Origin of the sequence: Paenibacillus shenyangensis (genome assembly GCF_000346635.1) — a bacterium.
GTDB lineage: Bacteria > Bacillota > Bacilli > Paenibacillales > Paenibacillaceae > Saccharibacillus > Saccharibacillus dauci.
Map to the genome: position 1 here is coordinate 174,560 of NZ_AOIG01000003.1, position 16,471 is coordinate 191,030.

Genomic DNA, 16,471 nt, shown 5'->3' on the forward strand with positions numbered 1-16,471 from the left:
TAGCGCCCACGATTCTATACAGCAGAGTGAACCGCTGCTCTTCTATCATACAATGATTCTCGGGCAAATGAAAAAGAGCAGCCGTGAACAGGCTGCTCTTCGAAGAAATAGATCGTTATGCACATCGATTCGTGTACACGATAATCTCTATTATTTATGCTGAAGACGCGAACGACGCATACTCATCACAGCAAGACGTCTTTTTAGATCACGTTCCCATTTTTCGTCCTTGATTTTCTTGGCTACTGCCAGCAGATCCAGACTCATATCAATCTGTCGCTGTACCATATCTACAGGGTCATCCTCTTCCACATTCACACAATTCTCGAACATGGTGTTATCGTCTTCCATCACATAATCCTGGAAATCGATCTCCGGTGTACCATCATCATGCGCATACTCTGCGAGAATCTCGTACTCATTCTCTACTTTGTAATGCACTTCGATACGCTCACACACCGGGCACACCAGCAAAGGAACATTATGAACCTGGGTTCGAAAATGTTTGAGGGTCCCTTTCGTTCCAATCATACTGCCGCCACAGCAAAAGCTCATTGTAGTTCTCCCTCCAGACATGATTCTATAATCGTAAAAGCGACTTCGCATCAATGTTAAATCCATGTTTGTGAAAGATTATTAACCAGCTTATCTCCATTTTACACCTTTTTCAGGTAAGACAAAACCCCTTTATTCGTAAAATACATCGATAAAGGGGTTAATTTGAGAAGGTGAAAACAGGTACAAATCAGCTTGTTAGCCGTACTTTATCCTGGGCTGCCATAGACAGGAATAATCTATCTGACAGCCGCAAAATTGTTCTACAAAAAGCTTTTGCAGTATCGGAATTATACTTTTTGGATAGCGGCTACGATCAGATCGCCCATTTGCGTAGTAGAGAGCGCTTTGCTCTTGTCCACGGCAATATCAGCTGTACGATGACCTTCGTCCAGCACTTTGGCTACTGCAGACTCAATCGCATCTGCTGCTTCACTATAGCCAAATGTAGTACGGAACATCAGTGCCAGGGAGAGAATCGTTGCAATTGGATTCGCCAGTCCCTGCCCGGCGATATCCGGCGCGGAACCATGTACCGGCTCATACAATCCAAAACTTCCTTCGCCCAGTGAAGCAGAAGCCAGCATCCCGATCGAACCAGTCAGCATGGCTGCTTCATCACTCAGAATATCGCCGAACATATTCTCGGTAACAATAACGTCAAAGCTCGATGGACGACGCAGCAACTGCATCGCACAGTTATCTACCAGCACATGCTCCAGTTCTACATCCGGGTATTCCGGTGCAATGCGGTTTACTGTCTCGCGCCACAAACGGGAAGTCTCCAGTACGTTCGCTTTATCAACGGAAGCGAGCTTTTTGCGGCGTCCCTGGGCGATTTCGAATGCCTGTCTGGCAATACGCTCAATCTCGGTGACATTGTATACACAGGTATCCACAGCTTCTTCACCATGTGCTCCCTGTCTTCTCAGCTTGTCTCCAAAATAGATACCGCCAGTCAGCTCGCGTACGACCATCAGGTCTGTACCTTCGAGTACTTCCGGTTTGAGTGTGGAGGCTTCCTTGAGACAGTCAAATACAACCGCCGGACGAAGATTGGAGAACAGTCCCAGCTCCTTGCGAATGCCAAGCAAACCTGTCTCGGGGCGCAGCTCTTTGGAGTTGTTATCCCATTTGGGTCCGCCTACTGCGCCAAGAAGTACGGCATCGGCACTTTTGCATATACGCAATGTCTCTTCCGGAAGCGGGGTACCTTTTTCATCAATAGCAATTCCGCCAAACAATGCATGCTCAGTCTCAAAGGAATATCCGAATACTTCTTCGGTTTTTCTCAGTACTTTTTCTGCTTCGGCTACAACTTCCGGTCCGATTCCATCACCAGCGATTACTGCGATTTTTTTGACGTCTGCCATGTATATAACTCTCCTTTGGTTAGCGGCTGATCCGCATCTGCATAATAGTTGAATATTCGAACGTTTCGTTTATTACTTATACTCAGTTTTAACATACATGTCAGGTATGCGCCAAGATACACAAACTATGACGTTGATAGGTATAACCTATAGAGTAGCTACAGCTTAGAATGATGCTTGATATTAATTGATATAAGAGAGATTCGCACTATCCTGAACCACAACAATTTTCTACACAGTGTTACGCAAATTGGTATTAGACTATTATTAGATGCTCATTTAATAATAAATCTACACAGCATTATGACATCCATTAGAAAACAAGTTATCACCGTACAGGTGTAAAATGAATTTAAGGAGATGTATAGTGAACAAAAAAACGCAATTTTTCCTTTTTACTGGCTTGTATCTGATCATAGGTTATCAGTTAGTTCCACTAGTATATCTGATTATATCCGGTAATTTCCTGGAACCCTCATTCGTTGCAAAAACAGTATGTGTTATATCCATCTATTTATTTATATTAAGTTATTTCTACCTGATTCCTTACCGTCTAAACAGATGGAGTCAACTCACTGTGTTACTCCTACTTCTTATATTTACGATATTTTCTTATACATATCCTTTTGTTATTGCCGAAACAATGCCAAATTGACTTTTTTTCACTTCCTTATTATTATGCCTGGTATAGTCATAGTCATTTATTCCATATATTGGGTGAAGATATTTGAACTTGCTCTTCAGGAGGAATACACTAATATCGCAACCCTATTCAACCCATCTATCCAAACAACCAAAGGAGTGGACAATAATGGAATATTCATATCTTGGCAAGTCAGGTTTGAAGGTTAGCCAGATCTGTCTGGGCACCATGAATTTTGGACCGGTTACAGATGAGAAAGAATCTTTCCGCATTATGGATGCTGCTCTGGACGCAGGGGTCAATTTTTTTGATACTGCAAATGTATACGGATCCAAAATAGGGCAAGGTGCTACCGAAGAGATTATCGGGCGCTGGTTCAAGCAGGGTGGCGGACGACGCGAGAAGGTCGTACTGGCTACCAAAGTATATGGCAAAATGAATGATGAGACCGATGGTCCCAATAATGAAGGCGGCCTGTCAGCCTATAAAATCCGCAGACATCTGGAAGGCTCCCTCAAGCGTCTGCAGACAGATCATGTGGAATTGTACCAGATGCATCATGAAGATTCACGAATCAGCTGGGACGAGCTGTGGGGGGCTTTTGAAGTCGCAGTTCAACAGGGCAAAATCGGCTATGTGGGCTCAAGTAACTTTGCTGCCTGGCATATCGCGATTGCCCAGAAAGAAGCAGAGAAGCGTCACTTCCTCGGACTCGTATCCGAACAGCATAAATACAGCCTGCTTTGTCGCGAGCCCGAGCTTGAAGTACTGCCTGCCTCCAAAGAGCTGGGACTGGGGGTTATCCCATGGAGCCCACTGGATGGCGGATTACTCGGACGCAATGCATTGAAAAAAATCGAAGGTTCCCGCAGCGGCGGCAATGCCGAGCGTGTAGAAAAACATAAAGAGCAGCTGGAGCAGTTCGCTGCGCTTTGTGAAGAACTCGGTGAGCCGCAGGATGTCGTCGCACTCGCATGGGTACTGGCTAATCCATCTGTAACTGCTCCAATCATCGGACCACGTACATCCGAACAGTTCGAGAGTTCACTGCATATTCTGGATGTGAAATTGGACGAATCCACTATGAAGCGTCTGGACGAGATTTTCCCTGGTCCGGGTGGTGCTGCTCCAAAAGCTTATGCCTGGTAAGCAGATTTGATGAACATATACAACCAAAAAGCTCCGCTGACGAATACCGTCCAGCGGAGCTTTTTTTGTACTCCATCTCCCTGTTTATATCTCTGTCTATTATTCCGATCAACTAAATGATATGACTCAACCGGGAAATCTTTGCAACGAAATGCTTACAGCGTCTCCAGCAAAATGCCGAGCGGTGTTGACGAAGCTCCAGCGATCATCAGACTAAATGTATATTTGCTATTACCCGGTGGAACGCTGGCTACATAGACCGGGGCTTTTTCCTTGTTGGTACGCATGAGAGGCACACCATATACCATATCATTCATCCGGACTGCTCCACCGTAACTGCCGCCGCGCGGATTCAGTGAGATCTGAATGGTCTTTTTCTGGGAACCGGGATTATATACCGGCACGGTCACATTGTAGATAACACCGAATTGAGCCCGGTTATCCAGTGACAGCTCCGGCAGTTCACTCGCTGCTGCAGTAAACAGCTGATCGGCTGGCAGGGAACCATCTTTTTTCAGTTTGGCAGCGGTTGGATAAATTGCTCGCGCAGTACCCACGGTATAGACTGGAGTAACCGCATTAGTCTCCGAGAAGGTCCAGTTGCCTCGCGGATGCGCTTGTGGAGCCGGTGGAAGCGGCGCGCTTTTGATCAGGGTCAGATCGTAAGCAGTATCACGAGAAGCCGCTGTACGCACAGTGTACAGCATCTCTCCACTGTCTGTACTTTTCACTGTAAAGTCATAAGTGAATCCTAGCAGCTTGCCCGGTGGAATAATAAACTCTTCGATCAGTCCGGACTGCTGCTGCTTGATCAGCGCAGCATTCGGCGTACGATCATCTGTTGTACCTGCCAGGATTGCCCGGGAAATGCTGCCGCCGATATCGGTGATCCAGTTCACTTCATCGCCGCCAATACGGTATTCACGGGTCACTTCTTCAATACGGAGTGCACCATGATTGGCACGATTCTCTACTGTGATGCCTACTTTGACTGGTGTAGTGAGTACGTTATAATGCCATCCGAATACCCGGTGAGTGATGGTACTGCCGCTGCTGCGTACAACGTCATGCCAGAGCGTTCCCTGGCGCACCGGAAATGTAGATTCACTCAATGTCTCCGGATTGTCGCTGACCATCAGTCTGCGAGTACCTCCTCGCGTTGCTGAAGCAATATCATACTGTGTTACGCCGGTTGTATCCACGGCTTCAATCGTCAAATCACGTCCACTGTCTCTCATAATAATTCCTCCCTTATTTAGTTTGCCCTCAACTCATTAGCTTTATGTCTGTAGAATAACCAGCTATTGTTGAGGGTTCATCCATAAAGGTAAAAATAACGGTACTTTTACAACCTTCATTTAATTTTTTTTAATTAGTTTATACGATAAGCTGATTACACATAACAGAAGCGAAATAAATAACGAATAAGATACCACCGATATAACCCCACGGTAAGATGTAACGAATAGCATAGCAAGATCTCGTCTGGTCTTAGATACTCCGCTACTCCTTCTGTTCTCCAAAACGATCCAGCCTACAGCAAGCAGCAAGCATCTGGACATAGCAAATATCCCCTTCGGGAAATACAGCTTCCTGCGACCGAAAATCGCAGGAAGCTGTTTAACCCTGAGGGGACTGAAAAGTGCATATACTTTTATTTCAATTCAAAATGGTACAGCATTACAATCAGATCATGCTGATATTGTCACGTCTACCATAAGTCTTGCGCTTTTCTACCAAGCGATTCAATGAATCAACATAAGCGCGTGCACTCGCTTCAAGGATATCTGTGCTGACGCCGCGTCCCTGGGCAGTAATGCCTTCCTGGGTTAGCGCGACATGCACTTCACCAAGCGCATCCTTGCCCTGCGTAACTGCTTTGATCGAATAATCAGCCAGGGTTACATCTTCCTGCGAAGCCTTGTCGATCGCATTATAGATAGAGTCTACCGCACCATTACCACTGGATTCTTCCAGACGTACTTCGCCATCGGCTGTAGTCAGGCGTACTTTGGCAACCGGTGCAGATTCACTGTCAAAGGAAACAAACAGGGAATCCAATTGGAAGAATTCCGGTGCATCGGTCATGCGCTCTTCCAGCAGAGCAAACAGATCATCCTCGGTAATTTCTTTCTTTTTGTCCGCCAGAATTTTGAACTTGGTAAATGCGGTATTGATCGCTCCTTCATCCAGTTCAAAACCCAGCTCAATCAGATGTTCACGGAAAGCATGGCGGCCGGAGTGTTTACCCATTACCAGCTTGCTCTCTTTGAATCCGATGGTCTCCGGTGTCATAATCTCATACGTGGATTTCTCCTTGAGCATGCCATCCTGATGAATACCCGATTCATGCGCAAAAGCATTCGCGCCTACAATCGCTTTGTTCCCTGGTACAACCATACCGGTCAGCTTGCTGACGAGTCGGCTTGTACGGGCAATCTCGGACAGGGTAAACGATGTTTTCGCCTGGTAAAAATCCTGTCTGGTTTCCAGTGCCAGTGCCACTTCTTCCAGTGCCGTATTACCAGCCCGCTCGCCGATACCATTGATGGTACCTTCGATCTGATCCGCACCATTCAGAATCGCTGCCAATGCATTGGCTGTCGCCATCCCCAGGTCATCATGACAATGAGCACTCAATTGTACTTTTTCTACACCAGGCACGTTTTCTTTGACATATTTGAAAATATTGCCGTACTCATAAGGAGACAGATATCCGACCGTATCCGGCAGATTGACGACGTAAGCGCCTTCTTCGATCGCCATCTTGGTCATCTCAGCGATAAACTCCAGCTCGGTCCGTCCTGCATCTTCCAGTGAGAATTCCACTTTATCAAAATATTTGCGTGCATAACGGATTGCAGAACGAGCGGTATCCTTAACCTGTTCTTTCTCCATACGCAGCTTGTATTGGCGGTGAATCGGTGAAGTCGCCAGGAACAGATGCAGGCACGGATCTTGCGCCCCCTTCAGCGCCTCGCGTACCGCATCGATATCTTGTTCTCTGGAACGCGACAGACCAATGACGCTCGCATTCTTCACTGCACGTGCCACAGCATTAACCGCTGCCAAATCCCCGGGCGATGCCGCAGGAAAACCGGCTTCAATACGATCGACACCCAGACGCTCGAGTTGATGCGCAATCTCCACTTTCTCACGGGTATTCAAATTGACCCCAGGCGATTGTTCTCCATCTCTCAGCGTAGTATCGAAAATATAAATTTTACGCATTATCGCACCTCCTTGTTTTTATGGGGAAAAATAATTTCATATTCTGCAAGTAATGAATGTATCCACTCATTACTTCCTAACCGTCTTCCTCTCTACTTCTCACCCTAACCTTAAAAAAGATTTTAAATTGATTTGCGGTAGGCAGGTTGGATACGTGCCAATGAAGGGAAAAGAATAATTCAAAAGTAGCGAAGCGTTCGCCTTTCAGATCTGATTTTGGCTGCTGAAGCAGTCGTTCAAAAAATAAGATCTTAACAGCGATCGACCAAACCATCTTTTCCCGGAGTGACCGTATCTCAACCCCACCTCCCCAAATCAAATGTTCAAATCTTATTTTTTAATCCAATGCATCATTTCACGCAATTGTCCGCCTACTACTTCGAGTGGATGCTCGGCTTCATTACGACGCGTTGCTGTCAGGAAAGCACGACCGGATTGATTTTCCAGAATAAAGTCGCGTGCGAATTTACCCTGTTGAATATCAGTCAGTACTTCTTTCATTGCTTTTTTGGTTTCTTCGGTAACGATACGAGGACCAGTTACATAGTCACCATATTCCGCAGTGTTACTGATGGAATCACGCATAGTCGCCAGACCACCTTCATACATCAGGTCAACGATCAATTTCAGTTCATGCAGACATTCAAAGTAAGCCATTTCTGGAGCATAACCAGCTTCTGTCAGCGTCTCGAATCCGGCTTTTACCAGAGCACTTACGCCGCCACACAGAACAGCCTGCTCACCGAACAGATCCGTTTCGGTTTCTTCACGGAAGGATGTTTCGATAACGCCTGCACGTGTACAGCCGATTCCTTTGGCATATGCCAGACCGATTTCTTTGGCATTGCCTGTTGCGTCCTGATGAATAGCGATCAGACCCGGTACACCGAATCCTTCTTCATATGTACGACGAACCATATGACCAGGAGATTTAGGAGCAACCAGCAGTACATCATTACTTTCCGGAGCAACGATCTGACCGAAGTGAACGTTGAAACCGTGAGCGAACATCAGTGCAGCTGTTTCTTTCAGGTTAGGTGCGATTTCGCTTTTATATACGCTAGCCTGTGTTTCATCCGGCATCAGAATCTGTACGATATCTGCACGCTTGGTCGCTTCTGCTACAGGCAGTACTTCAAAACCGTCATTTTTGGCTTTGTCAAAGGATTTACCTTCGCGAAGACCGATAACTACAGTCAGACCGCTATCACGCAGGTTCTGTGCATGGGCATGGCCCTGGCTTCCGTATCCGATAATTGCGATTGTTTTACCTTTCAATACGTTCAATTCTGCATCATTTTCATAGTAAGTAGTTACTGCCATTTTTCTCTTCCTCCTTTAATGTATGGAACGTCGTTTCGGTACTGCAGTACTGCTGTTACATAATGACAACCCTCTGAAAAGAGCGGGTACTTCAAAGGAACACGACAACCAGCTGTCCGACTGCATAATCATGATATTGACTATCCCGTTTCAGGCGTGATCCTCTCAAATCCCCGCTCTTTTCAGCGAGAATTGGTTTTATACGTTACCGCGTATCATCGCTGTCGCGCCTGTGCGGGAAAGTTCCCGAATGCCATAAGGCTTGAGCAGTTCGACCATGGCATCAATTTTCTCGGTATCACCAACAACCTGTACAATCAGGCTATTTGGTCCGATATCCACCACAGCTGCGCGGAAGGTATCAATAACACCCATAATTTCGGGACGCTCTGCCGGTTCTGCTTTAACCTTGATCAGAGCCAGCTCACGTGCCACCATCGGACGGGAACTCAAATCGATAACCTTGATGACATCGATGATTTTGTATAACTGCTTTTCTACCTGTTCGAGCGTATTCTCATCACCCGTCGTTACGATAACCATCCGGGATAATCCTGCTTCTTCCGATGAACCGACGGTGATGCTCTCGATATTGAATCCCCGGCGGCCAAAGAGTCCGGAGACTCTTTGCAGCACACCAGGCTGGTCATTGACTAGTACGGCGATGGTATGTTTCAGCGTTGTCGGTATCATTCTTTATCCCCCATTAACATTTGATCAATGGTGGCTCCCTGTGGAACCATCGGATACACATTTTCATGCTTGTTGACTACGAATTCTACCAGAACAGGACCCGGTGTATCCATCGCTTCCTGCCAGGCTGCTGCAGCTTCCTGCTTGTTCGTTGCCCGCAATCCTTTGACGCCATAAGCTTCAGCCAGTTTGACAAAGTCCGGGCTACCGGAGAGATCAATGTGGCTGTAACGGTTATCATAGATCAGTTCCTGCCACTGTCTGACCATGCCCAGTACCTGGTTGTTCATCACGACTACTTTGACAGGGATATTATTGATGGCGCAGATCGCTAGTTCCTGTGCACACATCTGCATACCGCCGTCACCGTTAATCGAGATAACCAGACGTTCCGGGTTCGCCATCTGAGCACCAATCGCAGATGGGAATCCGAATCCCATCGTACCCAGTCCGCCGGATGTCACCCATGAACGCGGTTTGTTAAAACGATAATACTGAGCGGCCCACATCTGATGCTGACCTACATCCGTAGTGACAATAGCTTCGCCGCGTGTTGTATCATTGAGCATTTCCACAACCCACTGCGGTTTGAGTACTTCCTCGGAATCATCATAACGGAAAGGCTTTTCCTTTTTCCAGCCAGCGATCGTTGTCCGCCATTCATCGGCATAGCTGGAATGGCCAGCTTCGATATTGAGCATCTCCAGTACCGTCTTCACATCGCCTACGATCGGAATATCGGTTTTGACATTTTTGCCAATCTCGGCTGGATCAATATCGATATGTGCGATGCGGGCATGCGGTGCAAAACCGTCCAGCTTGCCGGTTACACGATCATCAAATCGTGCTCCAATGCTGATCAGCAGATCCGATTGCTGAATCGCGTTGTTCGCTGCATATGTGCCGTGCATCCCCGGCATACCGATCCATAGATCATGACCGCTTGGGAAACCGCCCAGTCCAAGCAGGGTAGTTGTAATCGGAATCCCCGTAGTCTCGACGAACTTCAGAAGTTCTTCATGACCACCAGAGTAGACCACGCCGCCACCTGCCAGAATCAGTGGACGTTTGGCTTCGGCAATTGCTTGATGAAGCTTGTCCAGCTGCAGCTTGTTCGGCATTACTCTTGGATTGTAACCACGCATCATAACCGGTTCGGTATGCGGCTTGAACAGAGACTTGGCTGCCGATACATCCTTGGGAATATCGATCAACACCGGGCCTTTGCGTCCTGTGTTGGCGATATGGAAAGCTTCATGAATAATTCTAGGCAGATCTTCTACATCGCGAACCAGGTAACTGTGTTTGGTGATAGGCATTGTAATCCCGGTAATGTCCGCTTCCTGGAACGCATCCGTTCCGATCAGCGTCGTTGCCACATTGCCTGTAATTACAACGAGGGGTACGGAATCCATATAAGCTGTCGCGATTCCGGTCACCAGGTTGGTCGCTCCCGGACCGGATGTTGCGATACAGACGCCGACTTTGCCGCTAGCGCGGGCATATCCATCAGCTGCATGAATCGCTCCCTGCTCGTGCCGTGTTAACAAATGTTTGAAATCATCGAATCCGTGCATGGCATCGTAAATGTAAAGCACCGCTCCACCCGGATATCCGAATACACATTCCACACCTTCCAACAGCAGACTGCGTAGCAGCATTTCCGAACCTGTAATGACTTCAGGCTTCATCCATTTCTCTCGTAATTCATCTGTCGATTGCACATTAGGTATTTGCGCGCTCATCAGTATTCCTCCTCCCAAAATTTACATCAATCTCACATACACAGCATATGCAAAGCCGCTGCATCCCGTTCCGGATGCGTCCTGATCAAAGATCAGGTTGGCAGCTGAGACGAACAAAGTATCAAAAAAAGCCTTTCGTCGCCTCGCACAGAAAAATGTTCTGTAGAGGGACGAAAGGCTATCGCTTCCGTGGTACCACCCATATTCGTGTACAGCCTCACGGCAATGTACACCTCGCCAAGTAACGTGCTTTTGCACCTTACCTGTAGTCTGTAACGTAGACTGTACGATTTTCCCTAATAATCATTGAAATCAATGCCTTTCAGGAAAACAGCTCCGAGGTGAGCTCGTATCTAAGGGTTTTTGATGAAGCTTGCAGCAAACAGATGCTTCACTCTCTGGACAAAATAGCCCCTAAAACTTCGTCCTCTTCATAGCCGATATCTGGTATTCTCATATGGACCGGAACAATATGTTGTATTGTCCGCCGCTAATTTAGGATTATTATATGATTCATTCCAGACAGAGTCAACACTAATTTTTTTGTCTTTTTGAACAATCGTTTTGACAGTTTCATATTGCTATATTTATCCATTTATCAAAAAAGCTTATATTTGCAAGGTTTTTTAGGGATTATTTTAATATGCTGTTTACATAACCATTTCCCTGTTTGTGCATTATGCACAATTAAACAGCATAAATATGGCAATGATTTTGTATTTAGACCACACATCGTTTAATTTTGAAATAGATACAGAAACGACCGTTTTTTATATCGTTTTTACAGTGTTAAGAATTTGCTCTACTGTGGATTCTTAATTTTTATCCCAATAAAAAAGCCGAAATCCTTTTTTACTGGATTTCGGCTTTTCTTTATTATGCTGCCCTGCTACAAAATTCTTACCTTGTACAGCTTATTCTGTAGATCAGGCAGCTGTTTATCCCTATACTACCAAGCTGCTTAAAACAAACTAATTTTCTCAGACAGGCAAGGTCATCTATAACGCTGCCTGTCTATCGTTTACTCGGATCATATGGCTGACCGAGAGCTGACGGTGCACTGGAGCGACCTACAGCTGCAACCAGCACAATAATAGTCAGTACATACGGCAGCATATAGATCACTTCAGGCGGAATGCTCTGTGTCCAGGCAAACAGCTGCACATAGTTACGCACTGCCTGTGCCAGACCGAAGAATACTGCCGCACCAAACGCACCGATCGGATTCCATTTACCAAAGATCATCGCAGCAATTGCGATATAACCCTGACCGGAAATCGTATTATGCGAGAATGTACCGGTCGTTGTCAGTGTAATCGTTGCACCACCGATTCCCGCTAGCGCACCACTCAGCATAACGCCGATATAACGCATACGGTTTACTTTGATACCTACGGTATCGGCTGCACTCGGATGTTCTCCGACAGAACGCAGACGCAGACCGAATGGTGTTTTGTACAATACATAGAAGGATACAAACACTAGGATAATCGCCAGATACGTTGTTGGATATGCATTGAAGATCGCATCACCCAGAAGTGGAATCTGACTCAGATAAGGAATCGCAATACGGTTGTAACCAGCGATCAGTTCCGTCTCACCGGCACCGTCGAACAGCAGTTTAACCATATACAGCGTACTTCCTGCTGCGAGGAAGTTAATAACGATACCACTGATAACCTGATCTGCTTTGAACGTAATCGAAGCCAGAGCATGAATGAGTGATACGATCGTTCCCAGCACAATAGCTGCCAGCAGGCCCATCGTTGCCGCAGAGAATGTATCCATACCTGCATCCTGTGCATAGTGACCTACAACACCGGCTGCAAATGCACCAAAGACCATCAGACCTTCCAGTCCCAGGTTCGTCACACCGGATTTTTCCGAGAAAATGCCGCCAAGGGAAGTGAATATCAGAGCTGTAGCAAATACAAGCGTCGTATTAATGAGCTGCCCGATAATTGTTAATACGTCCATTTACAACACCTTCTCTTTCTTACGCTTGGCATAGAATGGCTTCAGTACCCAGCGCACAATACCCTGTGCAGCGATAAAGAATATAATCGCACCGATAACGATACGTACGATTTCTGGCGGTACATCCGCGCTGAAGCTCATACCTGCCGAACCATAAGTCAGCGTACCGAACAGAATGGAACCCAGAATAATACCAAATGGATTGTTCATACCAATCAATGCAACCGCGATCCCGTCAAATCCGGTTCCTGGTGAACTTGCCATAACCGACTGGTAACCGAATACGCCCAGTACGGTAAATGCGCCGCCCAGACCGGCAAACGCGCCGCTGATAAACATCGCTTTGACGACATTGCGGTTAACGTTCATACCTGCATATTTGGAGGCATCCTGGTTAAACCCTACTGCACGCAGCTCATAACCCTGCTTGGTTTTCCACATAAAGATATAGAAGAACACCGCAGCGAGCAATGCAATTACTGTTCCCCAGTGAACACGGGCATTGCCCATCATCTCGGACAACCAGCCGATTGCAATTGAAGCCGTAGGCTGAATATCGACCGAACGGTTCTCGCCATCCAGTAATGCATAGTTGTTGATGATCATATTGGACAGGTACAGACCGATCCAGTTAAGCATAATACAGGAAATAACTTCGTTCACGCCTCGTGCAGCCTTCAGATAGCCAGCAATCGCTGCCCACAATCCGCCGAATACCGCACCTGCGATAACCGCCAGTGGAGCATGAATGTACACAGGCAGTCCATGAACATGGATACCCACGATAGAAGCGGCTGTCATCCCGATCAGAAACTGTCCTTCACCACCGATATTGAACAGACCGGTACGTGCTGCAAAAGCAAATGCCAGACCTGTCATAATCAGCGGTGTCATCTCACGAATAGCTTCACCAAAGTTATAGGAATCCCCATATACCCGGGTAAGCAGGGCACTGTATGCTTCGAACGGATCATAACCGCCGATCAGCATGACGAGCGCACCGAGGATCAGACCCATAATAATGGCCACAATAGATAGAATAAAAGAATCCCCGGTAAATATTTTCATCAATTTACTCATGCGCTGCACCTCTCTTTACGGTGCTTCCCGCCATCATTAAGCCCAATTCCTGATCATTGGTTTGTTCCGGCAGCACTTCACCCACAATTTGTCCTTCATAGATAACCGCAATCCGGTCAGATACATTCATGATTTCATCCAATTCAAAGGAAATCAGCAGCACGGCTTTGCCCTGGTCACGCTGGGCAATCAGCTGTTTCTGTACAAACTCAATTGCACCGACATCCAGACCACGCGTTGGCTGTGCCGCTACGAGCAGTTCAGGGTTTTTGTCAATCTCACGGGCGATAATCGCTTTCTGCTGGTTACCACCGGACAGAGAGCGCGCCATCGTATGGATGCTTGGCGTACGTACGTCGAACGCTTCTACCAGACGGGTTGCTTTTTTGTCCACTTCATCATATTGCAAAAAGCCGTTTTTGTTATACGGTGCTTTGTAATACGTTTCCAGTACCATGTTCTCGCTAACTGAAAAGTCCAGTACCAGACCATGTTTGTGACGATCTTCCGGAATATGTGCCACGCCTGATTCGGTTACCTTACGCGGCGTCAGGTTGGTGATGTCCTTGCCATGTAAAGTGATTTTACCGCCATCTACATGCCGCAGGCCGGTCAGTGCTTCGATCAGCTCGGTCTGTCCATTGCCGTCTACGCCGGCGATGCCGAGAATCTCTCCTGCTCTCACCTGCAGATTCAGACTGTTCAGCACAGCCATGCCATCCTTGTTCTTAGACAGGATATTCTCCATATGCATAACCACTTCGCCAGGCTCTGCCGCTTTTTTGTCCACTTTGAAGCTGACGTTGCGACCGACCATTTTTTCGGCCAGTTCCTGCGGAGTTGTCTCTGTCTTTTTGACCGTATCAATGACTTTACCACGGCGAATAATTGTTACTGTATCGGCAATTTGCATAATCTCTTTGAGTTTGTGGGTAATCAGGATAATGGACTTGCCTTCCTGGATCAGACGCTGCATAATCTCCATCAATTCAGAGATTTCCTGCGGTGTCAGTACAGCGGTCGGCTCGTCAAAGATCAGGATATCCGCACCGCGATACAGCGTTTTGAGAATCTCTACACGCTGCTGCATACCAACGGAAATATCATGGATCTTGGCATTGGGATCTACGCGCAGACCATATTGCTCGGACAGCTTGCGGATCTCCTCTGTTGCTTTTCTATAATTGATTCGGGCTCCCTTTCTCGGTTCGGAACCCAGAATAATGTTCTCCGTAACAGTGAATGGCTGAACAAGCTTAAAGTGCTGATGGACCATACCGATACCCAGCTCAATCGCTCTGTTGGGACCATCGATAATCACCGGTTTGCCATCAATTTCAATACTGCCTTCATCCGGCTGATACAGCCCGAACACGATATTCATAAGCGTTGATTTACCGGCGCCATTCTCACCGAGAAGAGCATGAATCTCGCCTTTTTGCAGCTTGAGACTGATCGAGTCATTGGCTACGATACCCGGAAAACGCTTTGTTATTTGTTTTAACTCTACAACAGGGGTTGCTGTATCCATTAGATCACCCTTATAAGCAAATTAATAGTTCATATGTTACCGGCATGTCCGCCATTCTTAAACTTACCTGTAGACGTAACAACAAGGCTAGTTATTAACCAGCCTTGTCTGTTGTACTATATGTTCAAAAGCAATTATTTCACTGTATCAGGTACTTTAACTTCGCCAGCGATGATTTTAGCTTTGTACTCATCAACCAGTTTCAGTACGTCAGCAGGTACGTTTTTGCTGGAAGTATCCGCAATACCTACGCCGTCATCTTTCAGACCCAGTGTTTCTGTACCGCCTTTGAAAGTACCATCAATTACTTCCTGGGATACTTTCTCAACTGCTGTATCAACACGCTTGATCATGGAAGTCAAAGTCACTTCATCACCGAACTCCAGGGATTGGTCTTTATCTACACCGATTACCCATACTTGCTGTCCGGATTTTTTACGGGATGCTGCTTCATTGAATACGCCTGTGCCTGTTGCACCAGCTGCGTGGAAAATAATATCCACACCTTCATTGTACATTGTTGCAGCTGCTGCTTTACCTACATCCGGCTTGTCAAATGCGCCGGCATAGTTGGCAATGAACTCAGCTTTAGGGTTAACCGCTTTGATACCTGCTTGGAAGCCAGCTTCGAAGCGTTGGATCAGAGGGCTTTTCTCGCCGCCTACAAAACCGATTTTATTCGTTTTTGTCATTTTACCAGCAACGACACCCACGAGGAAGGAACCTTCGTTTTCGGAGAACGTTACAGATTTAACGTTTGGAGCGTCTACTACACTATCGATGATTGCCAGTTTGGCATCAGGGTTTTGACCTGCAACCGTTTTGATTGCGTCTGCCAGGTTGAATCCAATACCCCAAGTCAGGCTGTAGCCATCTTTAACGAATTGGTTAAGGTTAGGAATATAATCCTGATCGGATTTACTTTGCAGGTATTTTACACTTGCTCCGCCAGCAGATTGTACTTTTTCAAGAGCTTCCCAGGCAGATTGATTAAAGGATTTATCGTTTACGCCGCCTACGTCAGTTACCATACCGACTTTAACGTCGCTGGAACCTTTGCCTTCAGATGCACCGCCACTTGCATTGTCGCTCTTGTTACCGCATGCTGCCAGAATAACGGACAGTGCCAGTACCATAATCAGCGAAAGTGAATAGACCTTCTTCATGTATC

12 protein-coding genes are annotated in these 16,471 nt (G+C 46.6%); 1 reads left to right on the forward strand and 11 read right to left on the reverse strand.

The features are described 5' to 3' along the window. Window positions 1-150: 150 nt before the first annotated feature. Window positions 151-555: a hypothetical protein gene (locus H065_RS0102185; RefSeq protein WP_017811369.1), complete on the reverse strand. Its 405-nt coding sequence runs from the start codon at window positions 553-555 to the stop codon at window positions 151-153. A gap of 290 nt (window positions 556-845) precedes the next feature. After that, on the reverse strand, window positions 846-1,928 hold the full coding sequence (gene leuB, locus H065_RS0102190; RefSeq protein WP_017811370.1) for a 3-isopropylmalate dehydrogenase: 1,083 nt from the start codon (window positions 1,926-1,928) through the stop codon (window positions 846-848). Between the two features lie 811 nt (window positions 1,929-2,739). Here leuB and H065_RS0102200 point away from each other — a divergent pair. Then, complete coding sequence (locus H065_RS0102200; protein ID WP_017811372.1) at window positions 2,740-3,720, forward strand: aldo/keto reductase; 981 nt, start codon at window positions 2,740-2,742, stop codon at window positions 3,718-3,720. Between the two features lie 155 nt (window positions 3,721-3,875). Here H065_RS0102200 and H065_RS0102205 read toward each other — a convergent pair whose 3' ends face one another. From H065_RS0102205 to H065_RS0102250, 9 genes are all read right to left on the reverse strand, one after another. Then, on the reverse strand, window positions 3,876-4,958 hold the full coding sequence (locus tag H065_RS0102205) for a hypothetical protein (protein WP_017811373.1): 1,083 nt from the start codon (window positions 4,956-4,958) through the stop codon (window positions 3,876-3,878). 448 nt (window positions 4,959-5,406) lie between these two features. Beyond that, entirely contained in the window at window positions 5,407-6,951 is a 1,545-nt protein-coding gene (locus H065_RS0102210; protein ID WP_017811374.1) for a 2-isopropylmalate synthase, read from the reverse strand. A gap of 330 nt (window positions 6,952-7,281) precedes the next feature. Beyond that, window positions 7,282-8,274, reverse strand: a complete 993-nt coding sequence (gene ilvC, locus H065_RS0102220) for a ketol-acid reductoisomerase (RefSeq protein ID WP_017811376.1) — start codon at window positions 8,272-8,274, stop codon at window positions 7,282-7,284. Between the two features lie 198 nt (window positions 8,275-8,472). Then, on the reverse strand, window positions 8,473-8,967 hold the full coding sequence (gene ilvN, locus H065_RS0102225) for an acetolactate synthase small subunit (protein ID WP_017811377.1): 495 nt from the start codon (window positions 8,965-8,967) through the stop codon (window positions 8,473-8,475). After that, window positions 8,964-10,712, reverse strand: coding sequence for a biosynthetic-type acetolactate synthase large subunit (ilvB, locus tag H065_RS0102230; protein ID WP_017811378.1), 1,749 nt, complete (start codon window positions 10,710-10,712; stop codon window positions 8,964-8,966). Before ilvB ends, ilvN begins: the two co-directional genes overlap by 4 nt. A 1,014-nt stretch (window positions 10,713-11,726) precedes the next feature. Beyond that, window positions 11,727-12,689 (reverse strand): ABC transporter permease, encoded by a 963-nt coding sequence (locus H065_RS0102235; protein ID WP_017811379.1) that lies wholly within the window; start codon window positions 12,687-12,689, stop codon window positions 11,727-11,729. Next, on the reverse strand, window positions 12,690-13,769 hold the full coding sequence (locus tag H065_RS0102240) for an ABC transporter permease (RefSeq protein ID WP_017811380.1): 1,080 nt from the start codon (window positions 13,767-13,769) through the stop codon (window positions 12,690-12,692). It lies immediately after the preceding gene. Beyond that, window positions 13,762-15,300, reverse strand: a complete 1,539-nt coding sequence (locus tag H065_RS0102245; protein WP_017811381.1) for an ABC transporter ATP-binding protein — start codon at window positions 15,298-15,300, stop codon at window positions 13,762-13,764. Before H065_RS0102245 ends, H065_RS0102240 begins: the two co-directional genes overlap by 8 nt. 134 nt (window positions 15,301-15,434) lie before the next feature. Then, complete coding sequence (locus tag H065_RS0102250) at window positions 15,435-16,466, reverse strand: BMP family lipoprotein (RefSeq protein WP_017811382.1); 1,032 nt, start codon at window positions 16,464-16,466, stop codon at window positions 15,435-15,437. Window positions 16,467-16,471 lie beyond the last annotated feature (5 nt).